The following is a 23,968-nucleotide window of genomic DNA, read 5'->3' as shown; positions in this document are numbered from 1 at the left end:
CTGCGACCGCGACGGCGACGAACACGACCACCGTCACGCAGGAGGCACGCCGATGAGCGCATCCCGTACGTCGGCCGTTTCCGGTGGGGCCGGTGAGGCTGGTGGCGCCGGTGGGGCTGGTGGGGCCGCGTGGGACGCGCCCCGTACCCCTGTCGGCCCCGGCGGACCGGGCGATGAGCCGCCGGTGGACGCGGCGGCCGATGGGCGCCCGCCGGGAGCCGTGCCCTTCGCTCCCGGCCGTGCCGGGGCTGCCGCGCCGTCGCGGCGCGGGCCCGCCGACCCGGTGCGGGCGCTCATGCACCGGCACCGGGAGCTGTGCGAGCGGGCCGTCGATCCGCTGGAGATCGCCGCCGGGCTCGAAGCGCACGGGGTGACCGACAGGACCGCCGCGCGCTTCCGCCACCGGGACGTCTTCGCGCTCGCCGAGGAGTTGCACGCCCGCGTCCCGCGAGCCGGCGACAGCGCCGGGCAGGTCCCCGTCCGTGAGACCCCCGCGCACGCCGGCTGGATCGCTTACGCGCTGCTGCCCGGCGTCGCGTGCGCGCTCACGGCCGCGGGGTTCGAACTCACCACCGGACGCGCGTCGTTGGCGGTCGGCGTGGCCGGGGCGCTGATCGTCGCGGTCACCCTCGTGGTGTGCCTGCGCCACGGGCCCCTGCGCGCCGAGGGGCGCCCGGCGCCCGCCGCGCGCCTGTGGGTGTGCTGGCTGCTCGGATACGCCGTCTTCGGTGACGGGCTGCTCGGCGAGCTCATCACGGGCGGCCCCGACGGCCCCTGGCCGATGGATGCGACCACGCTCGCGGCCCTCGCCGCGGCGCCGGCCCCCGCCGCCTGGTGCGCGCACCTCCTCGCCGTACGGGCGCGGCGCAAACTCGCCGCGAGCCGTGGCACCGAGGAGTTCGGGGCGTCGGTACGCCCGCTGCTGCTCGGCGTCACCGGACTCTTCGTGGGCGTGCTCGTCTGCCTCCAGATCGCGGTGGCAGCCGTGGGAGCCGCAGGAGCGTCGGGAGCGGTGGGCAGTGTGACCGGCGGCAGCGGCCGGGCCGCCCTGGCGGCCGGCGTGGCCCTCGGCACGCTGCTCTTCCTCGCGCGCCTGCTCACCGTCCACGGCTTCCCCCGACCCGCGTCCGCCGGGCTCGCCGCCGCAGCCGCCTTGCAGGTCATTGCCCTCTGCGCGGTACTCGCGGCCCGTCTGCCCGGCTGCGGCTTCCTCGCCCGGCCCGTCGAGCGCCTCGTCGACGCCGGAGGCGTGGGCGCCGTACCGGCCGTCGCCTGCGCCGTGGCCGCGCTCGCCCTGCTCGTCCACGCCACCGCGGCCCTCTCCCGCACCTCGGCCCACGCCGCCCGGACCCGGACCGGGACCGACGACCCGAAGGGATCCGACGGCCGGGACAGCCCGGACGGACGCCACGGGCCGCACTGACCGCACCCATCCGCCCAAGCCTCCCGCGGAGCCGACGCCGCGGGCGTACACCGCAGCACTCACCGCAAGATCCCCGAAGGAGAACGTGACCATGACCCCCCAACCCCCAACTTCAGCCGGTCGGCACCGAGGGGACGCGCGATGAGGGTGCTGCTGCTGGGTGCCAACGGATATCTCGGCCGCTTCGTCGCCGACCGGCTGCTCGCCGACCCGGCCGTGCAGCTCACCGCCCTCGGGCGGGGCGACGACGCCGACGTACGGTTCGACCTCGCCACCGGCAGTCCCGGCGCGCTGACCCGCTTCCTGGACGCCGTACACCCCGGAGTCGTCATCAACTGCGCCGGTGCCACCCGCGGCGGCGCCCGCGACCTGACCCGGCACAACACCGTCGCCGTCGCGACCGTCTGCGAGGCCCTGCGCCGCAGCGGCTGCGGAGCGCGGCTCGTACAGCTGGGGTGCGCCGCCGAGTACGGGCCCTCGCAGCCGGGATCCTCCACCGCCGAAGACGCCGTACCCCGCCCCGGCGGCCCGTACGGCGTCAGCAAGCTCGCCGCCACCGAGCTGGTGCTCGGCTCCGGGCTCGACGCCGTCGTGCTCCGCGTCTTCTCACCGGTCGGGCCCGGTACGCCCGCCGGTTCGCCGCTCGGGCGGCTCGCCGAGGCGATGCGCCGCGCGATGCAGTCCGGGGACGGCGAGCTTAAGCTCAGCGGCCTCGGCGTACAGCGCGACTTCGTCGACGTACGCGACGTGGCGCGCGCCGTGCACGCCGCGTCGCTCTCCGCCGCGCAGGGCGCCATCAACATCGGCACCGGCCGTGCCGTCCGGCTGCGGGACGCCGCCGCGGTCCTCGCCAGGGTCGCGGGCTACGGCGGCGCCCTGCACGAACTCGACGCGCCGTCCGGTTACGTCCCGGGAAGCTCCGCGGCGGCGGCGCGCAACGGGGGAGTGGGCAGCGTGCTGGGCGCACCGCGCGGCGAGATGGCCCCGGAGCACCTCGGCACCCCGTACCCCTACCCGGACGGGTGCGGCAGCTGGCAGCAGGCCGATGTGCGCACCGCGCGCGACCGGCTCGGCTGGCGGCCCCGGATCAACCTGGAGGAGTCGCTCGCCGACATCTGGATGGAGGCGGCATGCCGCATCTGACCAGGCGGTGGCGGGAGCAGGACGCGACCACCGTCGACCGCATGGGCCTGGGCGTCCCCGGGTACGCCCACCCGCTCGTCGCCCCCGTCGAGTGGGGCGAACTCGCCCGCCCGGGAACGCCGTTGCACTGGGTGGCGCTCAACGTGTCCAACGGGCCGGGCACCTGCCCCGACCCGCACTGCCTGGAGGCCGCGGGCCGCATCCGCAATGCCGGTGTCCCGGTGCTGGGCCGGCTCGACATGGCGTACGGGACGCGCTCCTTCGGCGAGCTCGTCTCGGACGCGCACCGGTTCCGCGACTGGTACCGGGTCGACGGCTTCTATCTGGACCGCTGTCCCAGCGGGCGGACGGAGCTGTCCGGGGTGCGCCGAGTGACCACCACGGTCGCCGGGCTCGCCGAGGGCGGTGGTCACCTGGTCCTCGGCCACGGCACGCACCCCTGGCCCGGCTATGCCGAGATCGCCGACCAGCTGGTGACCTTCTCGGGGCCGTGGACGGACTACCGCTGGTCACAGGTGGCGGAGTGGACGGCGGACCACCCGCCGGAGCGCTTCTGTCATCTGGTGCACGGGCTGCCGCGTACGCACCTGGAGGAGGCCGTGCGTATCGCCCGCTGGCAGGGGGCCGGGACGGTCTTCATGACGGACCGGACGGCCGACGGAGACCACAGCGACGGCGACGGACAAAGCGACCCATTCGAGACACTGCCCGGCTACTGGGACGAAATCGTCTCGCGGATCGGACCGGGTGTCTCGGAATGAGAAGGGGCGTGGCAGTGTTACGCGGAGAACAACCGTACTGATTGACCGACCTACGGAGTCCCCGTGTCGCTGCCACCCCTGGTCGAGCCCGCTGCCGAGCTCACTGTTGATGAGGTTCGCAGGTACTCCCGCCACCTGATCATCCCGGATGTCGGGATGGACGGGCAGAAGCGGCTGAAGAACGCCAAGGTGCTCGCCGTGGGCGCCGGCGGCCTGGGTTCGCCCGCGCTCATGTACCTCGCGGCGGCCGGCGTGGGCACGCTCGGCATCGTGGAGTTCGACGAGGTCGACGAGTCGAACCTGCAGCGCCAGATCATCCACAGCCAGGCCGACATCGGCCGCTCGAAGGCCGAGTCCGCCCGCGACTCGGTCCTCGGCATCAACCCCTACGTGAATGTCGTCCTTCACGAAGAGCGGCTCGAAGCCGAGAACGTGATGGAGATCTTCTCCCAGTACGACCTGATCGTTGACGGCACCGACAACTTCGCGACCCGTTACCTGGTCAACGACGCGTGCGTGCTCCTCAACAAGCCGTACGTCTGGGGCTCGATCTACCGCTTCGACGGCCAGGCGTCCGTGTTCTGGTCCGAGCACGGCCCCTGCTACCGCTGCCTCTACCCCGAGCCCCCGCCGCCGGGCATGGTCCCGTCGTGCGCCGAGGGCGGCGTGCTGGGGGTGCTCTGCGCGTCCATCGGCTCGATCCAGGTCACCGAGGCGATCAAGCTGCTGGCCGGCGTGGGTGACCCGCTGGTCGGCCGGCTGATGATCTACGACGCCCTGGAGATGCACTACCGCCAGGTCAAGGTCCGCAAGGACCCCGACTGCGCGGTGTGCGGCGAGAACCCGACCGTCACCGAGCTCATCGACTACGAGGCCTTCTGCGGCGTCGTTTCCGAGGAGGCGCAGGAGGCGGCGCTCGGCTCCACGATCACTCCCAAGCAGCTCAAGGAGTGGATCGACGCCGACGAGAAGATCGACATCATCGACGTGCGCGAGCCGAACGAGTACGAGATCGTCTCGATTCCGGGCGCGCGGCTCATCCCGAAGAACGAGTTCCTGATGGGCTCCGCTCTCCAGGGCATGCCGCAGGACAGGCGCATCGTCCTGCACTGCAAGACGGGTGTCCGCAGTGCGGAGGTCCTCGCGGTGCTGAAGTCGGCGGGCTTCTCGGACGCGGTGCACGTCGGTGGCGGAGTCATCGGCTGGGTCAACCAGATCGAGCCGGAGAAGCCGATCTACTAGGCCCCTGCTGTTCGGGCATTGCTGTACGTACGAAGGGGCCGCCCCGCACATCAGGTGCGGGGCGGCCCCTTCGCGTGCTCCGTGCCGGTGTTCAGCGCCCCCGGGTCAGCAGCTCGGCCACCCTTTCGAGCGCCGCGGGCGCCAGGTTGCGGCGCAGCACCTCGACGAGCTCCTCCGGCGTACTGCGGCTGTCGAGGGTGATTACGCCGTAATCGCGCCGCCGCGCCTTCGGTACGGGTGCGGGCGCTTCCGGTGTGCTGCCGGGAAGCTGCTGCTCGTCACGCGGCAGCCGCGCGATCCGGCGGGCGTCCTCGACCGAGACCCGGCCGTCGGCCAGTGCCTCCTGCAGGTCCTCGCGGAGCCTCATCAGCGACAGCCGTTGCGAGACGAATCCCTGGGTCTTGCCGATGCGGGCGGCCACCTGGCGCTGCGAGTAGCCGTACGAGGTGATCAGGCCCTGGATGGCCTGGGCCTGTTCCAGCTCGGTCAGATCGTCGCGCTGGACGTTCTCGATGAGCGCGTCCTCGTCGGTGCGGCTCGCGTCCTCCCGTACCAGGACCGGCACTTCACTCAGCCCGGCGAGCCTGGCCGCGGCGAGCCTGCGGTGGCCGTGCAGGACGACGTACGGGGCGTCGCCGACCGCCGCCTCGTGCTGCGGATGCGCGGCGAGGAAGGCGCCGCGGGAGACGACGCCGAGGGCCTGGAGCACTCCGCGCTCGCGCAGCGTCTCGGCCAGCCCGTCCAGGTCGCGCAGTTCGTGGCGCGGGTTGTCGGGGTTCTCGGCGAGGTCCGTGACGGGGACGGTCAGCGGGTACGTGTCCCGCCCGGCCCGCGGCACGGGAGCGTCACCCGCGGTGAGCAGCGTGGCGAGGTCGGTGCGGCGGCCCATCAGCGGGCCCCCGCCTTCTTCGTCGTACGCGTACGCCTCGGCCTCACCGGTTTCGCCGGGGCCGGAATGACCGCGAGGCCGACTTCCAGGGCGAGCCGGAAGAAGTCCTCGCGGGCCTGGAGCGCGACGCGGTTGGCGCCGTACTGCGTGACGACGAGGCCGTCGGCGGAGGCGCGGGTGTGCAGCTTGTAGTGGCGTACGACGGTGCGCGCGAGCGGCCAGCCCTGCGCCTCGACGAACGCCCGGGTCTGGTCCAGGTCCGCCTTGCCGTCGCGCGGGTCCCAGTTGTTGATGACCACGCGGAACGGCAGCCCGCGCGGTTTCACGACGCGCTCGATGGTGCGCTGGGTGGGCTGGAAGCCGAGCGGCTCGGGCTCGATCGGCACGATCACGTCGTGCGCGCTGTCGAGGACGGCGCGCAGCGCGTCCGCGGCTGCCCCGCTCCCGAGGGGATCCTCGCTGTCCGTCTCGGCGAGGTCCAGCCAGCCGGGGGTGTCGACGAAGACGTGCTGGGCGGAGGGGATGCGGGGGAGCGCGGCGAGGCCGGGGAGGTCGTCGTGCGCCTGCACGAAGTCGAACGGCAGGCCGTCGCCGACCCGTTCCGACCACCACACGGCGGAGCCCTGCGGGTCGATCGAGACGGCGACGACGGGTGGCCGCTCACCGTCGGGCCCGGCGCCGAGCACATCGGCCGTGACGGCGGCGAGGTTGACGGCGAGAGTGGATTTACCCACGCCGCCTTTCTGATTGAGGATCACGTGTACGTGTGCCACGACCACTCTCCCTGATTCACGCAAATCCGACATTCGGGATTTACGGTCACTGTGACAGTGGTGCGTGGCCGCGCGCCGCATACACGCCGGAGGGCAGCTCTGTGCATGCCCAGTGCAGCCTGTGCGGCCCCGTGCGGCCTTGTGCGGTCCGTCAGGAGCAGGTGGTGTTGTTCGCCGGGATCTTGCCGTTCAGGAAGTACGGGTCGACGGCGCGCGTTATGCACCCGTTGCCGTTCAGGTACGCGCCGTGGCCCTCGCCCTCGTACGTGATCTGCACTCCCACACCCTCGCCCAGTTCCTCGACCATCCGGAGCGAACCCTCGTACGGGGTGGCCGAGTCGCCCGTGCCGCCGATCACCAGGACCGGGGCCGCGCCCTTCGCGGCCACCTCGGGGGTCGCGTGCTCGCCCTCGACCGGCCAGGAGGCGCACCAGCCGGCCAGGTCCCACGCCAGGTAGGGGCCGAAGACGGGGGAGACCTTACGGAAATCGGCGAGGTGGGCCGCCCTGACCTGGTCGCCGCTCACCCGCCCCTTGGCGTCGGCGCAGGATATGGCGCGCTGGGCGTGGTGCGCCGTGCCGTAGTGCCCCTGCTGGTCGCGGTCGTTGTACCCGTCGGCGTACTTCAGCAGCGGGGAGCCGTCACCGTTCTCCGCCGCGCGCAGGGAGGCGGTGAGGCCCGGCCAGCTGTCCTCGCTGTAGAGCTGCGCGATGATGCCGGTCGTCGCGAGGCTCTGGGTGAGCGGGCGGCCGGTCCCGGTCGTGAGCGGCTTCTTGTCGAGGCGGTCGAGGAGCCGCACGACGCGCGCGGTGCCGGCCTCGGCGGTGGTGCCGGTGCTCTTGAAGTAGTTCTCCAGGGCGCGCTGGAAGCCCAGGGCCTGGTTGCGGGAGTGACGGACGATGTCCGCGGACGGGTCGACGACCGCGTCCAGTGCCATGCGCCCGACGTTCTCGGGGAAGAGGTGGGCGTACGTGCCGCCCAGCTCCGTGCCGTAGGAGAAGCCGAAGTAGTTCAGCTTCTTGTCGCCGAGGACCTGGCGGATCAGGTCCATGTCGCGGGCGGCGCTGCTCGTCGCGACGTACGGAAGGATCTTGCCGGAGCGCTCGGCGCAGCCCGCGCCGAAGGCGGCCGCGTCGTCGAGGTAGGCCTTCTCCTCGGCGGGGGTGTCGGGGGTGAAGTCCAGCCGGAAGGAGGCCTCGGACTGCCGGTCGTCCTGGCAGACGACGGCGGAGCTCTCCGCGACACCGCGCGGGTCGAAGCTCACCAGGTCGTAGCGGGTGTGCAGGGTCGTGAAACCCGGGGCGTGGCCGGGCATCGACGCCACACCCGAGCCGCCGGGGCCGCCGAAGTTGAAGAGCAGCGAACCGATGCGCCGGTCGTCGTCGGTGGCCTTCGAGCGGATCAGTGCGATCCCGATCGTCTCGCCGTCCGGCTTGCGGTAGTCCAGCGGTGCGGTGAGAGTGGCGCACTGCCAGCGGCCGCCGGGCGCCTGGGCAGCGCTGCCGGCCGCCTTGCGAGGCGCCCGGCACCGCTTCCAGTCGAGCTGCTGGCCGGTGAGCGCGGCGGGGAGGACGGGCAGCTTGCCGGGGCTTTCGCCGCTGTCGCTGCCGCTGCCGCCCTGGTGGGCCGGGGCCGGGGCTGTGGGTGACGCCGGGGGCTTGTCCGCGCTGCCGGTGGAGCCGCTGCCGCAGCCGGCGGCCGCTCCCGCCGTGAGGAGCGCAGCGACCGCCAGGGCGCCTGCCCGTACAAGATCCGCCATCGTGGCCCCCCGTATGCGCTCAGAACTCGAAAAGAGATTCGCCATCCTAGGCGGCCCCACTGACAAGCCCCCTGACAGCCCACTCACCGGATTATCGGCAGGACTGGTCTACGGGCACACCGTCCCGTCGGCCGGGACCTTGCCCCTCAGCAGGTACGCGTCCACCGCCCCCTGCACGCACCTGTCACCGCTGTTGTACGCGCCGTGGCCCTCGCCCTTGTACGTCAGCTCGACGCCGACGCCCTTGCCCAGTTCTTCGGCCATCTTCTTCGCGCCCGCGTAGGGCGTCGCCGGGTCGCCGGTGTTCCCGATGACGACGATGGGGGCCGAGCCGGGCGCGCTCACATCGGGGGTGTCCCACTGGCCGTCCACCGGCCACTCGGAGCAGCCCAGCAGACCCCAGCCCCAGGCCTCACCGAAGAGCGGCGAGACCTCGCGGAAGTCGCGGAGCTTCGCCTTCGTCTGCGCCACGTCGAAACGGGCCTTGGAGTCCACGCAGTTGATTGCGGTGTTGGCGGCCCCCTGGTTGCTGTACGAACCGTCGGGACTCCGGCCGTTCATGGCGTCCGAGAGGCTGAGCAGAAGCTCACCGTTACCGCCGTCCGCTTCGTCGAGGCCCTGCTCCAGGTACTTCCAGTACTCCAGGGAGTAGAGGGCCTGGGCGATGCCGTTGGTGGCGTGGGTCTGGGTCAGCTCGCGGTCGCCGATGCCCTTGACGGGCTTCTTGTCGAGCCGCTTGAGGAGGTCGACGACGAAGCCCTCGATCTCCTTCACGGTGTTGCCGGGCAGAGCGCACGCGTCGCCGCGCTCCACGCAGTCCTTGGCGAAGCTCTCAAAGGCGAGCTGGAAGCCCTTGAGCTGGGTGAGCGAGCCCTGCTCGGCGGGCTGAGTGGGGTCGACGACCGCGTCGAAGACCGCCCTGCCGACTCTCTTCGGGAACAAGTGGGCGTAGACGCCGCCCAGTTCGGTGCCGTACGAGATGCCGAAGTAGTGCAGCTTGTCGTCGCCGAGAGCCTGCCTCATGAGGTCCATGTCGCGGGCCGCGTTGGTGGTGCCGACGTGCGGGAGGTCCTCGCCGGAGTTGTCCTCGCAGGCGGCGGCGTACTCCGCGAGGCTGTCGGTGAAGGTCTTCTCCTCGGCGGCGTCGTCCGGGGTGCTGTCCTCGGCGTAGTACTCGTCGAGCTGCTCGTCGCCCTGGCACTGGACGCCCACGCTGCGGCCGACGCCGCGCGGGTCGAAGCTCACCAGGTCGTACCGGGAGCGCAGGCGCTCGTAGTTCGGCGCCAGGGAGGGCAGGCCTTTCAGACCCGAGCCGCCGGGCCCGCCGAAGTTGAAGACGAGGGAGCCGATGCGGTTCTTGGTGTCGCGGGCCTTCGCGCGGATGAGTGCCAGTTCGATCGTGTCGCCGTCGGGCTTCGCGTAGTCGCGCGGGACGTCCATGAAGGCGCACTGCCAGGTGGTGCCGCCGGGGAGAGGAGAGGGGGAGGCGCCGCCGCCCTCCGCCGCGGACGGGGCCGGGCAGTCCGTCCAGTCGAGCTGCTGGGCGGCGAGGTCGTTGGCCCCGCTTCCGTCCTTGCCCTTGTCACCGTTGTCCGTACAGCCGGCGAGGGACACGAGAACGGCGGTGGCGGCGAGGAAGGCCGTGGCGCGCAGGGCGGCGGAAGTCGGCATGCGTCCATCGTGCGACGGGGGGCGGGAGCGTGCGCCCCGAGAGCGCCATTCGGGACGGCGGACGAGGCGTACGGGATGTGCCGGGCACGGTGTACGTCTCAGAGCGCGACCAGGGTCACCTCGGTCGCCTTCACGCTCACCCATACCGGCACGCCCTCCGCCAGTCCCAGCTCCGCGGCGGCCACCGGAGTGACCTCCGCGACGACTTCGGGGGCAGCGTCGATCAGGACGCGCATGCGGCTCCCGTGCGAGGTCAGCTCGCGGACCGTTCCCGGCCAGTTGTTGCGTGGGCTCCCCGTGGGCCGGTTCCGGTGTACGGACACCGCCTCGGGGCCCACCACGGCGAGCCCTGCGACGCCGCCCGGGAGCGGTTCCGCCGCGACCAGGCGTGCGCCGCCGCTCAGCTCCAGGCCGTCCGCCGTGGCCGTGCCGGGCCAGGCGTTGCGGCCGAGCATCCGGGCCACCCAGGGGGAACGCGGGTGGCGGGCGACCTCCGCCGGAGGCGCGTACTGCACGGACTCGCCCCCTTCCAGTACGAGAACACGGTCCGCCAGTGAAACGGCCTCGACCGGGTCGTGCGTGACGATCAGACAGACACCGGGGAAGCCCGCCAGGTGGTCGCGCAGGGTGTGCCGGACGCGTGCCCTTGTCGTCTGGTCCAGTGCGGCGAGCGGTTCGTCGAGGAGGAGCAGCCGGGGGCGAGCGGCGAGCGCCCGGGCGAGGGCGACGCGCTGTGCCTGGCCTCCCGAGAGCTGGCCCGGCCTGCGGTGCGCGAGGTGACCGACGCCGAGGCGGTCGAGCCACTCCTGCGCCTCCGCGCGGGCGTGCGCCTTCGAAGCGCCCTGGGCTGTTCTCCCGTACGCCGTGTTGGCGAGGGCGGTCAGGTGCGGGAACAACGCGCCGTCCTGCGGCACCCATGCGATGCCGCGCCGGTGCGGAGGGAGAGAGGACACGTCCCTGTCGCCGAGCCGGAGGGAGTGCGCGGTTGCCCGGTCGGTGAGCCCGAGGAGCGCGCGCAGGAGGGTGGTTTTACCCGCGCCGTTGGGTCCTACGACGGCCACCGTACTACCGCCCGCGACATCGAGCTCCACGCGCGCGTGCCCCGCGATTTCGGCGACCAGTGACCACCGGGGAACGTCGTCGGAACGTACACCGGCGCCACCGGCGGAGGGCGCGTTCCCGGGAACGGCGCGCGGGCTCGCGGACACGGCCCCTGTGGGCAGCGCGCCCGGGGACGGTGTTTCGCCGTCGGGTGCCGGTGCCTGCGCCGTGCCGCGGTCCGTACCCTGCGGACCGAGCCACCGGCCGCGCAGAGCGATCAGTACCGCTGTCGCCACCGCGAGCAGCAGCAGCGACACCGCCACCGCACCGTCCGGGTCGTTCTGCAGCAGCAGATAGACCTGGAGGGGCAGGGTCTGAGTCGTCCCCGGCAGATTGCCGGCGAAGGTGATCGTCGCCCCGAACTCGCCCAGTGCCCGCGCCCAGCACAGCGCCGCTCCCGCGAGCAGGCCCGGAGCGACCATCGGAACGGTCACCGTGAAGAACGTCCGCAGCGGTGACGCGCCGAGCGAGACGGCCGTCTCTTCGTACCGGGGGTGCAGCCCGGCCAGCGCCCCCTCCAGGCTGATCACCAGGAAAGGCATCGACACGAAAGCGGACGCGACGACCGCACCCGCCGTCGAGAACGGCAGCGTCACCCCGAACCAGTCCGACAACTGCTCGCCGATCAGCCCGCGCCGCCCGTATCCCTGAAGCAGCGCCACTCCGGCGACCGTCGGCGGCAGCACCATCGGCAGCATCACCAGAACGCGCACCAGAGCCTTGCCGCGGAACGACACCCGCGCGAGCAGCCAGGCCAGCGGTACGCCCAGTACGAGCGACAGGAGCAGAGCCCAGCCGGAGACCACGAGCGACAGGCCCAGTGCCTCGGTCACCGCGGGCGCGGTCAGCCGCCGGGGAAGCGTCGACCACGGCGCGCCGGCGAGCACCCCCGCCAGCGGGAGCAGCAGGAAGACGACGGCCAGCCCGGCCGGAAGCGTGAGAGCGAGCGGCGCACGCCCCTTCACCCGGCTCACGGCGCCTGGAACCCCGCGTCACGCAGCAGCTTCTGCGCCTTCGGGGAAGCGAGCCACCGCACGAAGTCCGAGGCCTCCTCGCGGTGCTCCGAGTCGTCGAGTACCGCGGCCGGGTACGACGCGACGGCGTTCTGCGCGTCGGGTACGGCGACCGTGCTGACCTTTCCCCCGGCCGCCGCGGCGTCGGTCACGTACACCAGACCGGCATCGGCCTCGCCCAGCTCCACCTTGCTCAGTACGGCGCGCACATTCGGCTCCTGGGAGACGGCCCTGACCTTCACACCCGCCCCGTCCAGAATCTTCTGGCTGTAGCGGCCGACCGGCACCTCGGGCGCCGCGAGAACGACCTTCAGGCCGCTCCTGGAGAGGTCCTTCAGGCCGTCGATCTTCTCCGGGTTACCGCTCGCGGTGGCGATGGTGAGGCGGTTCTTGGCGATGACGACGGGGTCGCCGGTGTTCTCCTTCAGCCCGTCCATGGTCTTCGTGTCGGCGGTGACCAGAGCGTCGGCGGGCACGCCCTGCCGCACCTGTGAGGCGAGTTCCTGCGAGCCGTTGAAGGAGAAGGTGACCTCCGTGCCGGCGTGCTCCTTCTCGTACGCCGCACCGGCCGCCGTGAAGACGTCGGTGAGCGAGGCCGCGGCCAGGACAGTGATCTTGGTGGTTCCCCGCTCCTCGCCGGCCTGCGATCCGGTGCCGCCGTTCTCACTGCCGCAGGCGGCGAGCAGCGGGACGAGCAGTGAGGCGGTGATGACGGGCAGGACGGTGCGGCGCACGGAAACCCCCTGGGGTGTCGGACACGGCCGGTTCGGCCACAGCCGCGGGCGCAGCCGGATCACAGCCGGATCACACCCGGTCGATATGGACATTGGTCGACTTCACGCGGGCCACCGCCTCCGTCCCGACCTCCAGGCCGAGTTCTTCGACGGCCTCCCGCGTCAGCAGGGAGACCAGCCGGTGCGGGCCGGCCTGTATCTCGACCTGGGCGGCGACGTCGCCGAGCTTCACCGCGGTGATGATCCCGGCGAAGGCGTTGCGCGCGCTCGTGTACGGGACCTCGCCGTGCTCATTGGCCTGCTGGGCGAGCTCGACCGCGTACGCCGCGAGAACGGGCCCGTCGATCAGCCGCCGTCCGGTCTCGTCCCTGCGCGTGGTGATCCGCTCGGCATCGGCCCAGCGGCGGACGGTGTCGGGGCTGACGCCGAGAAGCCGCGCCGCCTGCTGAGTGGTGTAGGACCGCATGTGCGGCAATGTATGACCGCGTGGGCCGCGTATGCAAGGAAGATAGGTCGATTCTCCTGGCAGGTGCGGTACGGCTCGTACGAAGCCACCAGCGCCTAGAGCTGTTCCTTGCGCGTCAGGTTGTTGAAGAACAGCCAGCCCGGCAGCACCGGCAGCCAGAACGTCAGCAGCCGGTACAGCAGCACAGCGGGGGCCGCGATCGCGGTAGGCAGACCCGCGACCGTCAGGGCCGCGATGAGCGCGCCCTCGACCGCCCCGACACCGCCAGGTGTCGGCACCGCGGAACCCAGCGCGTTTGCGGTCAGGAAGACCACCGCGATGGTGGCGTAACTCAGGCGGGCGTCGCTGTCGAAGGCGCGGATCGACGCGTCCAGGCACATCACGAACGCCGCGGTCAGCAACAGCATCCCGCCGATGCCGGTGATCAGCTTCTGCGGCCGCTGCAGTACGTCGAGCATGCGCGGCACCACGCCCGCGAACAGCGACCGCACCCGCGTCACCACGAACCTGCGCAGGATCGGTACGGCCGTCACCACCAGCGCCAGCACCGCCGCCGTCAGCAGGCCGGCGATCACCGTCCGGGACGGGGAGAGCGTGGGGGTCCGTTCGGTGCCCGTTACGTAACCGAAGATCATCAGCAGCGTGATGTGGCTCGCGAGGCCGAAGAGCTGCGAGGCCCCGACACTCGCCACCGCCAGCCCCGGACGTACGCCGGCGCGCTGGAGGAAACGGGCGTTGAGTGCCACACCGCCGATCGCCGCCGGGGCGACCAGCTTCACGAAGGACCCGGCCACCTGCGCTTTGACCGTTCGCCCGAAGGAGACCTTCTCGGGAACGAAGCCGAGCAGACTCATCGCCGCCGCCGGGTAGCTCAGTGCGGAGAACAGCACGGCCACCCCGGCCCAGCGCCAGTCCGCCGTCGCGATCGCCTCGCTCATGTCGTTGGCCATCAGCCCCGAGATGAGGAAGTACGCGGCGAACGCGCCGGCGATGACGCTGACGAGCGTGCGGGGCCTGATGCGTTCGAGGCGGGCCGGCTCGACGAGCGCTTGCGGACGGATGAGCAGCACCTGATGACGGATCTGTGTCAGCAGGTCCTCTTCGCGAGCCTCCTCCAGGGCCTCCTCTATGGCCCCCTTCTCGGCCTTCTTCTCCGCCCGTACGGCCTTGCGCCCACTCACGGCCCCGGCGTCCTCGGCGCCCGGCTCGGCCGCCTTGGCGGCGTGCGAGGCATCGATCACGGCCTCGCGCTCCCGCTGCGACCGCTCGCGCGCCAGCTTGCGCAGCGTCGCGCGCGTGGAGCGGCTGAGCGCGATCGGCTGGAGCAGCGGCAGGCTGTCGGCGACCGCGTCGGGACCCAGCACCTCCACGGCGGCGGCCACGGCCCGCTCGGCGCCCGCACGCAGCCCGAGCGTCGTCAGGAGCTGCGCGACGTCCATGCGCAGTACGACGTCGCCGGCGGCGATCTCACCACCGCGCAGGTCGGTCAGGATCACCCTGCCGGAACGATCCACCAGGATCGCGTCGCCGACCAGCCTGCGATGCGCGATACGGCGCGACTGGAGGGCCTTGACCTGACGCCACGCGCCGCGCAGCAGCTCGTCGGTGATCTCCTCGTCGGGCAGCGAGTCCAGCGAGCGGCCGCCGAGGTGCTGGTACACGAGCATCACGGCGTCGGGGCCGAGCTCGGACGTGGCGATCAGCTTCGGCGCGTTGGCCCCGGCGGCGATGGCGGCGTACGCGAGAAGCGCCTCCTGTTCCAGTGCCTGGCGCAGCGACTGGATCGAGCGGCGCTGGGTGATGCCGCGCAGGGTCACCTGCCGCCACACGCGGTAGAAGAACCCCTGCGCCTGCTGCTCGCGGTCGACGACGGTGACGTCGAGGGGAGGCCCGTCCTCCAGGGTGACGAGGTAGCGCCGCCCGCGGTCGCCCTGTTCGGCGGAGTCGGGCGCGTCCTCGGCGCGCATCGCGGTCACGGGGCGGAAGCCGACGTGCCGCAGGCCCGCAAGGAGCGTCTGTCCGGTGGGTCGTACGTTCGGCGATCCGACGGCGTAAAGCGTCCCGTACGCGACCGTCCAGCCGATCAGCACCGTCACGATGATCGAGAACGGTGTGGTCTGGCGGCCCACCAGTACGGCGAACGAGTTGAGCAGCAGCACCGCCCACAGCGCCACGCGCCAGCGCGGCCTGCGGGCCATACCGACCGCCGTCATGTAGGCGATGACGGGCGCGAGATAACCGTGCACGGGATCGGTGAGTTCGCCGTTCGCGGTGGCCTGGGTGAGCGCTTCCCTGATCGTGGCCGGGGCGGCCTCGGAGACCCACAGGTCGGTGGCGAGCGCCACACCGTGGGCGAGCACGGCCGCGAGTACGCCGTCCGCGATCCGCAGTCCGTCGCGCTTGATCAGCCGCTCGATCGCGAAGGCGACCGGCAGGATCAGTACGGCGATGCTGGAGATCAGACCGGCCAGTTTGATGAAGACGTCGGGGGTCTGGCCGGTGCCCTTGCTGATGTCCTGTTCGAGCCCGGACGCGGTGCCGTGCGCGAAGGCGGCGATGGTGAGCACGCAGATGATGCCGAGTACGCCGACGAGCAGTCGCACCAGGTCGGAGGGGCGGTGCACGCGCGCGGCGAGCAGCGGTTCGTCGCCGGAGACCCGGTCGGTGTGGGGTGCTTCGGGCCCGCTGTCCATGTTCTCCGTGGGCCTCTCGGGTGCGTCAGGGTGCGAATCGGCGCCAGGGGTGCGCGCCGCCGGGGGCGGCTGCACGCCCTGCTCCTTCGTCGATTCTTCTTGATCTCGTATCACCTGTCACCGCCCGGATGATGGTGGCATGACCGGATGACAGAGGGGGGCATCAGGGTGCATTGCGGGGGCGTGCGGTGTTTTGGGTACGCCCCATGGAGCAGCGCACTGTCGGTGCCGTGGTGCAGGATGGACCGGATGAGCGACGAGCCGGAAGTCCCCGAACTCCCCGAGTACGCCGAGCGCGTGCTGGAGGTGGCGGAGATGATTCCACCCGGCCGTGTGATGACGTACGGGGACGTCGCCGAGTGGCTCGAGGAGGGCGGCCCACGCCAGGTGGGGCGGGTCATGGCGCTCTACGGCGGCGGCGCGCCCTGGTGGCGTGTGGTGCGTTCCGACGGCGCACTGCTTCCCGGCCATGAGTTGCGGGCGCTGGGCCACTACCGCGCGGAGGGCACCCCGCTGCGGACGGCCACCCGGCAGTCCGGGACCCACCTCCCGCGCCTGGACATGAAGCAGGCGCGGTGGGACGGCGGCACGGCCGGCTCCGGCGGAAGTGCACAAGCTCACACGGCTCACACCTGACAGCCTCCTGCATGCGGCGACGCGGCGGGCGGCGCCGGGCCCGTGCGGGGTACGAGAGGCGTAGCGGGAGGCGGACTCGCTGCGTCCCCGGCGCCCACTGGCGTAGCGTCGTCGGCACGCGTCGCGCGCACACCGCTCATCGCGCACGCACCGCGCCCCGCACGGGGTGGTAAGTCAATCCGTACACCCACCAGGACCGGCGATCCACGTGAGCTCCTCCCCTTCCCCAGGTTCCGCGGGTTCCGGCTGGAATCCGCCGCACCGTCAGGCGCGGCAGCGGACCCCGGGCGCGTACCGACTGGTACGTACCCGGCCGGGCCCGGTGAACCCCCCTCTTCTGGACGCACGCCAGCGTGCGGTGGTTGACCATGCCGGGGGCCCGCTGCTTGTCCTCGCGGGACCGGGCACCGGCAAGACGACGACCCTGGTGGAGGCGGTGGCCGCGCGCGTCGCCAAGGGGGCCGACCCGGCGCGCATCCTGGTGCTCACCTTCAGCCGCAAGGCGGCGGTGGAACTGCGCGACCGGATGGCGCTGCGGCTCGGCGGCGCGTACGGGCCGCAGGCGACCACCTTTCACTCCTTCTGCTACGCCCTGGTCCGGGCCCATCAGGACAGCGACCTCTTCAGCGAACCGCTGCGGCTGCTGTCCGGCCCCGAACAGGACGTCGCCGTACGTGACCTGCTCGCGGGCCACGTGGACCTGGAACGGGACGGCCGGCCCGCCCCCGTCCACTGGCCGGACGAACTGCGCGCCTGCCTCACCACGCGCGGCTTCGCCGACGAGGTCCGCGCCGTGCTGGCGCGCAGCCGCGAGCTGGGGCTCGGCCCCGACTCGCTCGGAGCCTTCGCGGCGCGTACCGGGCGGCCCGACTGGAAGGCCGCGGCGGCCTTCCTGGCCGAGTACCTCGACGTACTCGACATGCAGGGCGTCCTCGACTACGCCGAACTGGTCCACCGGGCGGTGCTGCTCGCCGAACAGGCGGAGCTCACGGGCCGGCTCAGCGCGCAGTACGACGCTGTCTTCGTCGACGAGTACCAGGACACGGACCCGGCACAGGTCCGCCTCCTGCACGCGCTGGCCGGCTCCGGCCGCACCCTGGTGGCTTTCGGTGACCCGGATCAGTCGATCTACGCGTTCCGAGGAGCGGACGTCGGCGGCATCCTCGACTTCCCGGACACCTTCCGCAGAACGGACGGCAGCCCTTCGCCGGTGGAGGTCCTGACGACCTCCCGCCGCTCGGGAGCGGGCCTCCTGGCGGCCACCCGTCTGCTCACCCGCCGGATGCCGCTGACGCGCCTGCCGGCCGAGAAGGTACGGGCGCACCGCGACCTCGCCGCCGTACGCGAAGGGGGCCGCACGGAGGTCTTCACGTACCCGACGGCGGGCACGGAGCTCGACAACATCGCGGACATCCTGCGCCGCGCCCACCTGGAGGAGGGCGCGGCGTGGAACGAGATGGCGGTACTGGTACGCGCCGGCGGCCGCACCATCCCCGCCGTACGCCGCGCCCTGACCTCCGCGGGCGTCCCCCTGGAGATCGACGGTGACGACCTGGCCCTGCGCCACGAGCCGGCGGTAACGCCTCTGCTGACGGCGCTGCGGGCGGTGGCCGAGGCGGCGCTCGCCCCCACGCCACCGCTCACCGCACAGCCCCCGCAACCGGAAGCCGCGAGCGCCGTCCGGAGCGACGATCCGGCGCCGGGCGAGGACCCGGGGCGGGGCGAGGACCGGGGGCAGGATGAGGACCCGGGGCGGGCCGAGGGCCAAGGGCGGGGCGAGGACCCGGGGCAGGGTGTGGACCCGGCCCAGGCCGAAGGCCGGGGGAGTCCCAACCCGCCCACCACCACCTGGCTCAGCGCAGAGGTCGCCGCCGAGCTGCTCGCCTCGCCGCTCGCCGGCATGGACACCGCCGACCTGCGCCGGCTCGGCCGTGCCCTGCGCGACGAGGAGCGCGCCGCCGGGAACCGGCTCCCGCCGCCCTCCGGCGAACTGCTCGCCCGCGCCCTCGCGGAACCCGAGCGCCTGGCCGCGCACGACCCGGCGTACGCCCGCGGCGCCCAGCGCCTCGGCGCGCTCCTGCGCACGGCCCGTACGCTCCTCGAAGCCGGCGGCACGGCCGAGGAGGCTCTGTGGGAGCTGTGGAACGGCACCCCCTGGCCGGGGCGCCTCGAACGCGCAGCCCTGCGCGGGGGCACGGCCGGCCGCAACGCCGACCGCGACCTCGACGCCGTATGCGCGCTCTTCGACACCGCGGCCCGCGCCGAGGAACGTTCCGGCGGCCGCGGCGCCCTGAACTTCCTGGAAGAGCTCGACGCCCAGGACATCGCCGCCGACACCCTCAGCAAGCGCGCCGCACGCCCCGACGCCGTACGCCTGATGACCGCGCACCGGTCAAAGGGCCTGGAGTGGCGCCTGGTCGTCGTGGCGGGCGTACAGGAGGGACTGTGGCCGGACCTGCGCCGCCGCGGATCGCTCCTCGAAGCGGACCGGATCGGCCGCGACGGCCTCGCCGAGCCCCTCACCCCCGGCGCCCTCCTCGCCGAGGAACGCCGGCTCTTCTACGTCGCCGCCACCCGCGCCCGCGAGCGCCTCGTCGTCACCGCCGTCAAGGCCCCCGCCGACGACGGCGACCAGCCCTCCCGCTTCCTCGCCGAACTCGGCGTCGAACCCAAGGACGTCACAGGCCGCCCCCGCCGCCCCCTCGCCGTAGCCGCACTCGTCGCCGAACTGCGCGCCACCACCGTCGACCCGGCGGCGACCCCCGCCCTGCGCGACGCCGCCGCCCGCCGACTGGCCCGCCTCGCCGCGCTCGCGGACGAGGACGGCCAGCCGCTGGTCCCTTCGGCGCACCCGTACCGCTGGTGGGGCCTGTACGACCCGACGCACAGCAGCGTCCCGCTGCGCGACCGCAACGAACCCGTAGCGCTCTCGGGAAGCGCACTGGACCAGCTCGCGAACACGTGCTCCCTCCAGTGGTTCCTGGGACGCGAGGTGAAGGCAGACGCACCGGCGACCGCCGCGCAGGGTTTCGGGAACGTCGTGCACGTCCTGGCCGACGAGGTCGCGTCCGGCCGTACGCCCGCCGACCTCGCCGTACTCATGGAACGCCTCGACTCCGTCTGGGACGCCCTCGCCTTCGACGCCCCCTGGAAGTCCCAGCAGGAGAAGGAGCACGCGCGCGTGGCGCTCGAACGCTTCCTGAAGTGGCACGTCATGGACCGCGGCGGACGCACCCCGGTCGCCACCGAGCACGACTTCGACGTGACCCTGGAAGCGGGCGGGGAGTACGAGGTGCGCATCCGGGGTTCCATGGACCGCGTCGAGCGGGACGCCGAGGGGCGGGCGTACGTCGTCGACTTCAAGACCGGGAAAGCAACCCCCACGCGCGACGAGGTCGCCCGCCATCCGCAGCTCGCCGTCTACCAGCTCGCCGTACGGGAAGGCGCGGTGGACGAGGCGTTCGGGGGAACGCGCCCCGAGCCCGGCGGCGCCGAACTCGTACAGCTGCGGCAGGCCGCCGCCAAGAAGGACGGCGGGGAGGCGCTGCCCAAGGTCCAGGCGCAGGAGCCGCTCGCCGGGGAGTGGGTCGGCGACCTGCTCGCCACCGCCGCCGGCCGCGTACTCGACGAACGCTTCGGCCCGGCGACCGGCCAGCACTGCACGCACTGCGCGTTCCGCGCTTCGTGCAGCGCGCAGCCGGAGGGCCGCCACATCGTCGAGTAGCACGCTCGTCGAATAACCCGCTCGTCGAGTAGCGCCGGCTTCACGGACCGTCGTTGTCAGTGGGGCCGGATAGCCTCTCTGGGGTGTCAGCCCGAATCACCGACCCCGAGCAGCTCAAAGAGCTCCTCGGCATCCCGTTCACCCCGGAGCAGATGGCGTGCATCACCGCACCGCCTGCCCCGCAGGTCATCGTGGCCGGAGCCGGTTCGGGCAAGACGACGGTCATGGCCGCGCGCGTGGTGTGGCTGGTCGGCACCGGGCAGGTCGCCCCCGAGCAGGTACTCGGCCTGACCTTCACCAACAAGGCGGCCGGTGAGCTCGCCGAGCGCGTCCGCAAGGCGCTGGTGCGCGCCGGGGTGACCGACCCCGACGTCATCGACCCCGACAACCCCCCCGGCGAGCCCCGGATCTCGACGTACCACGCCTTCGCCGGGCAGCTCCTCGCCGAGCACGGCCTGCGCATCGGCCTCGAACCGACCGCCCGCCTCCTCGCCGACGCCACCCGCTACCAGCTCGCCGCGCGGGTGCTGCGCGAGGCGCCAGGGCCGTATCCGGCGCTCACCAGATCATTTCCGTCCCTGGTCAGCGACCTGCTCGCGCTGGACGCGGAGCTGGCCGAGCACCTCGTGAAGCCGGCCCGCCTCGCGACGTACGACACCGAGCTCCTGAACACCCTCGCGTCCGTCAAGCTCTCCAACGCCGACCTGCGCAAGGTCCCCGAAGCCGCCGCCGCCCGCCTCGAACTCCTCGACCTCACCACCCGCTACCGCGAGGCCAAGCGCAGCCGCGACCTCCTCGACTTCGGTGACCAGATCGCCCTCTCCGCCGAACTCGCGCTCACCAGCGAGGAGGCCGGCCGGATCCTGCGCGACGAATTCCGGGTCGTCCTGCTCGACGAGTACCAGGACACGTCCGTCGCACAGCGCCTGCTCCTCTCCGGACTGTTCGGCGGCGGCACCGGGCACGCGGTGACGGCGGTGGGTGACCCCTGCCAGGCGATCTACGGCTGGCGCGGTGCCTCCGTCGCGAACCTCGACGACTTCCCCGCCCACTTCCCGTACGCCGACGGGAGCCCCGCGGCCCGCTACTCGCTCAGCGAGAACCGCCGCAGCGGCGGCCGCCTCCTCGACCTCGCCAACGGCCTCGCCGTCCCGCTGCGCGCCATGCACGAGGGCGTGGAGGCACTGCGCCCCGCCCCCGGCGCGGAGCGCGACGGCATCGTCCGCTGCGCGCTCCTGCCCACCCACGCGGAGGAGATCGCGTGGCTGGCCGACTCGATAGCCCACCTCGTCCGTACGGGCAAGGAGCCCGGCGAGATCGCCGTCCTGTGCCGTACGGCGGGCGACTTCGCCGAGATCCAGGGCGCGCTGGTGGCCCGCGACGTACCGGTCGAGGTCGTCGGCCTCTCCGGGCTCCTCCACCTCCCCGAGGTCGCGGACCTCGTCGCCGTCTGCGAGGTCCTCCAGGACCCTGGGGCCAATGCCTCGCTCGTACGCGTCCTCACCGGACCGCGCTGGCGCATCGGCCCGCGCGACCTGGCCCTGCTCGGGCGCCGCGCGCGCCTGCTCGTCCACCGCGCGCCGGGCGCCGACGCGGACGCCGACCCCGACGGCAGGCTGGCCGAGGCCGTCGAGGGCGTGGACCCGGCGGAGGTCATCTCTCTCGCGGACGCGCTCGACACCTTCCTGGAGTCCGGCGGCGGCCCGGACGACGGCCTGCCCTTCTCGGCCGACGCCCGGGTCCGCTTCGCCCGCCTGGCGGCCGAGCTGCGCGACCTGCGGCGCTCGCTCGCGGACCCGCTCATGGACGTACTGCACCGGGTGCTCGCCACGACGGGCCTCGAAGTGGAACTCTCGGCCTCACCGCACGCCCTGGCCGCCCGCCGGCGCGAGACGCTGAGCAACTTCCTGGACACGGCGGCCGGATTCGCGGCGCTGGACGGCGAGGCGAACCTGCTGGCCTTCCTCGCCTTCCTGCGGACCGCCGCCCAGTACGAGAAGGGGCTCGACAACGCCCTGCCCGGTGGCGAGAACACCGTCAAGGTCCTCACCGCGCACAAGTCCAAGGGCCTGGAGTGGGACGTCGTGGCGGCGCCGGGCCTGGTCGCGGGCCACTTCCCGAGCGAGCAGTCACGCGACTCCTGGACCTCGCAGGCCAAGGTCCTGCCGCACGCGCTGCGCGGCGACGCCAAGACGCTCCCGGACGTGGGCGACTGGGACGCCAAGGGCATCAAGGCGTTCAAGGACGAGATGAAGGCACACCAGCACACCGAGGAACTGCGCCTCGGATACGTGACCTTCACGCGCCCGCGCTCGCTGCTCCTCGGCTCGGGCCACTGGTGGGGCCCGACCCAGAAGAAGCCGCGCGGCCCTTCCGGCTTCCTGCGGGCGCTGTACGACCACTGCGCGGCCGGATTCGGAGAGATCGAGGCGTGGGCGGACGAGCCCGCGGAGGACGAGGAGAACCCGTCCCTGCGCGAGTCGGCGACGGACCGCGCGTGGCCGCTGCCGCTGGATCCGGCGTCCATGGCCCGCCGCCGCCGGGCAGCGGAGACGGTCATGGCCCACTTGGCGGCCCTGGCGGCAGCTCCGGCCGAGGCGGAGGCGGAGCCCCTCACGGACTTCAACTCCGACTTCGACTCCAGCTTCGACTTCGACCTCGAAGAGCCCGTCGAGACAGATTTCGAAGCCGCCTTCGAGGCGGACTCCGACGCCACCCCGCCGGACTGGGAAACCCTGCTCACGGAACGCCCCACGACGCACCCGACCACGCCGGCCACCGGCACGGACACCGCCCACGCCGAGGCGGCGCCGCAGATCCGTACCGGCATGGAGGCCCGCGCGGACGGGGACGCCGCCCCCGGCGCCCGTACCGGGACCAGCGTCCCCGCCGAGGCCACCGCGCCCGACAGCCGCGCCCACGCCGCGGTCGACGCCGGGGCTTCGCTCGACGCGCTCCATGGCCACGATGCCGACCCGGGGGACTGGGACAGCTGGTCCGCTGTGCGCCCGGGCGCCGTACCCGCGCCCCGCACGCACGCGCGCGCGGACCGCCCCGGCGCCGTACCCCACCAGCACGCACAGTCCGCCCCGGGCCACGACACCGTCCCCGCACGCCCCCACCCGACGCACGAGACGCACGGGACGCACGAGACGCACGCGACGGGCCCGGGCGGCCCGACGGTGTCCAGTGGAACCAGCACGCCTCGACCGGGCCATGATGGAGACCCCCTCACCCCCGAAGAGGCCCGCGCGGTCGCGTCCTGGGACCGGGATCTCGACGCCCTCGCCGGTGAGCTGCGCCGTGCCCGCGCCACCACCCGTGACGTCCTCGTACCGCCCTCCCTCACCGCATCCGAGCTCCTGCGGCTCGCCGCGGACCCCGACGGCTTCGCCCAGGAGCTCGCCCGCCCCATGCCACGTCCGCCACAGCCCGCCGCGCGCCGGGGCACCCGGTTCCACGCGTGGGTGGAGTCGCGTTTCGAGGAGCTGCCGCTGCCCATGCTCGGGCCGGACGAGCTGCCCGGCGGCGACGAGTCCGACGCCGAGATCGCGGACGAGCGCGACCTGGCCGCACTCAAGGAGGCGTTCGAGCGCACCCCGTACGCCCGCCGCACCCCGTACCGCGTCGAGGCGCCCTTCCACCTCACCCTCGCGGGCCGCGTCATCCGGGGTCGCATAGACGCCGTATACCGCGACGAGACGACCGGCGCGTACGAGATCGTCGACTGGAAGACCAGCCGCACGCGCGCCGCCGACCCCCTCCAGCTCGCCGTCTACCGCCTCGCCTGGGCGGAACAGCACGACTTGCCCCTCGACTCCGTGGGCGCGGCGTTCCTCTACGTCCGCACCGGTGAGATCGCGCGCCCCACCGGCCTCCCCGGCCGTGCCGAGCTGGAACGGATCCTGCTGGACGAGCCCGGCCCGGCGGCCGGATAGGC

The 23,968-nt window shown here is 72.8% G+C and carries 15 protein-coding genes; 7 read left to right on the top strand and 8 right to left on the bottom strand.

What is annotated here, in order from left to right:
- The first annotated feature begins 52 nt into the window (after positions 1 to 52).
- From J7E91_RS10415 to moeZ, 4 genes are all read left to right on the top strand, one after another.
- On the top strand, positions 53 to 1,423 hold the full coding sequence (locus tag J7E91_RS10415) for a hypothetical protein (protein ID WP_214901148.1): 1,371 nt from the start codon (positions 53 to 55) through the stop codon (positions 1,421 to 1,423).
- Between the two features lie 141 nt (positions 1,424 to 1,564).
- On the top strand, positions 1,565 to 2,566 hold the full coding sequence (locus J7E91_RS10410) for an NAD-dependent epimerase/dehydratase family protein (RefSeq protein WP_214901146.1): 1,002 nt from the start codon (positions 1,565 to 1,567) through the stop codon (positions 2,564 to 2,566).
- On the top strand, positions 2,554 to 3,327 hold the full coding sequence (locus J7E91_RS10405; RefSeq protein ID WP_214901144.1) for a spherulation-specific family 4 protein: 774 nt from the start codon (positions 2,554 to 2,556) through the stop codon (positions 3,325 to 3,327). The genes J7E91_RS10410 and J7E91_RS10405 overlap by 13 nt, the downstream gene beginning before the upstream one ends.
- 63 nt (positions 3,328 to 3,390) lie before the next feature.
- The gene (gene moeZ, locus J7E91_RS10400; protein ID WP_214901142.1) at positions 3,391 to 4,569 is read left to right on the top strand and encodes an adenylyltransferase/sulfurtransferase MoeZ; all 1,179 of its coding nucleotides are present in this window, start codon (positions 3,391 to 3,393) and stop codon (positions 4,567 to 4,569) included.
- Between the two features lie 91 nt (positions 4,570 to 4,660).
- Here the strand turns inward: moeZ and J7E91_RS10395 are convergent, their stop codons facing one another.
- The 8 genes from J7E91_RS10395 to J7E91_RS10360 all read right to left on the bottom strand — a co-directional run bounded on the left by J7E91_RS10395 (position 4,661) and on the right by J7E91_RS10360 (position 15,668).
- Entirely contained in the window at positions 4,661 to 5,458 is a 798-nt protein-coding gene (locus J7E91_RS10395) for a ParB/RepB/Spo0J family partition protein (RefSeq protein WP_214901141.1), read from the bottom strand.
- A complete protein-coding gene (locus J7E91_RS10390; RefSeq protein ID WP_214901139.1) occupies positions 5,458 to 6,231 on the bottom strand; it encodes a ParA family protein in 774 nt (257 codons plus the stop codon). Before J7E91_RS10390 ends, J7E91_RS10395 begins: the two co-directional genes overlap by 1 nt.
- A 151-nt stretch (positions 6,232 to 6,382) precedes the next feature.
- Positions 6,383 to 7,990, bottom strand: coding sequence for an alpha/beta hydrolase (locus tag J7E91_RS10385; RefSeq protein WP_214901137.1), 1,608 nt, complete (start codon positions 7,988 to 7,990; stop codon positions 6,383 to 6,385).
- 108 nt (positions 7,991 to 8,098) lie between these two features.
- Positions 8,099 to 9,661, bottom strand: a complete 1,563-nt coding sequence (locus tag J7E91_RS10380) for an alpha/beta hydrolase (RefSeq protein ID WP_214901135.1) — start codon at positions 9,659 to 9,661, stop codon at positions 8,099 to 8,101.
- Between the two features lie 98 nt (positions 9,662 to 9,759).
- Positions 9,760 to 11,736: an ABC transporter permease gene (locus J7E91_RS10375; RefSeq protein ID WP_214901133.1), complete on the bottom strand. Its 1,977-nt coding sequence runs from the start codon at positions 11,734 to 11,736 to the stop codon at positions 9,760 to 9,762.
- The gene (gene modA, locus J7E91_RS10370; RefSeq protein WP_308376310.1) at positions 11,733 to 12,509 is read right to left on the bottom strand and encodes a molybdate ABC transporter substrate-binding protein; all 777 of its coding nucleotides are present in this window, start codon (positions 12,507 to 12,509) and stop codon (positions 11,733 to 11,735) included. The genes J7E91_RS10375 and modA overlap by 4 nt, the downstream gene beginning before the upstream one ends.
- A 70-nt stretch (positions 12,510 to 12,579) precedes the next feature.
- Entirely contained in the window at positions 12,580 to 12,975 is a 396-nt protein-coding gene (locus J7E91_RS10365; protein WP_214901128.1) for a molybdopterin-binding protein, read from the bottom strand.
- Between the two features lie 95 nt (positions 12,976 to 13,070).
- Positions 13,071 to 15,668 carry a lysylphosphatidylglycerol synthase transmembrane domain-containing protein gene (locus J7E91_RS10360; protein ID WP_214901126.1) on the bottom strand — a complete coding sequence of 866 codons (2,598 nt, stop codon included), beginning with the start codon at positions 15,666 to 15,668 and terminating at the stop codon, positions 13,071 to 13,073.
- Positions 15,669 to 15,917: 249 nt separating this feature from the next.
- Between J7E91_RS10360 and J7E91_RS10355 the strand changes: the two genes are divergently transcribed.
- From J7E91_RS10355 to J7E91_RS10345, 3 genes are all read left to right on the top strand, one after another.
- The gene (locus tag J7E91_RS10355) at positions 15,918 to 16,304 is read left to right on the top strand and encodes an MGMT family protein (protein ID WP_214901124.1); all 387 of its coding nucleotides are present in this window, start codon (positions 15,918 to 15,920) and stop codon (positions 16,302 to 16,304) included.
- A 298-nt stretch (positions 16,305 to 16,602) separates the two neighbouring features.
- Positions 16,603 to 20,028 carry an ATP-dependent DNA helicase gene (locus J7E91_RS10350; RefSeq protein ID WP_251015479.1) on the top strand — a complete coding sequence of 1,142 codons (3,426 nt, stop codon included), beginning with the start codon at positions 16,603 to 16,605 and terminating at the stop codon, positions 20,026 to 20,028.
- An 83-nt stretch (positions 20,029 to 20,111) separates the two neighbouring features.
- Positions 20,112 to 23,966 (top strand): UvrD-helicase domain-containing protein, encoded by a 3,855-nt coding sequence (locus tag J7E91_RS10345; RefSeq protein ID WP_214901120.1) that lies wholly within the window; start codon positions 20,112 to 20,114, stop codon positions 23,964 to 23,966.
- The last annotated feature ends 2 nt before the right edge of the window (positions 23,967 to 23,968 follow it).

It is taken from the genome of Streptomyces sp. ISL-99 (genome assembly GCF_018614005.1).
Classification (GTDB): Bacteria; Actinomycetota; Actinomycetes; order Streptomycetales; family Streptomycetaceae; genus Streptomyces; species Streptomyces flavidovirens.
This window is presented reverse-complemented; position numbering and strand designations above follow the sequence as displayed.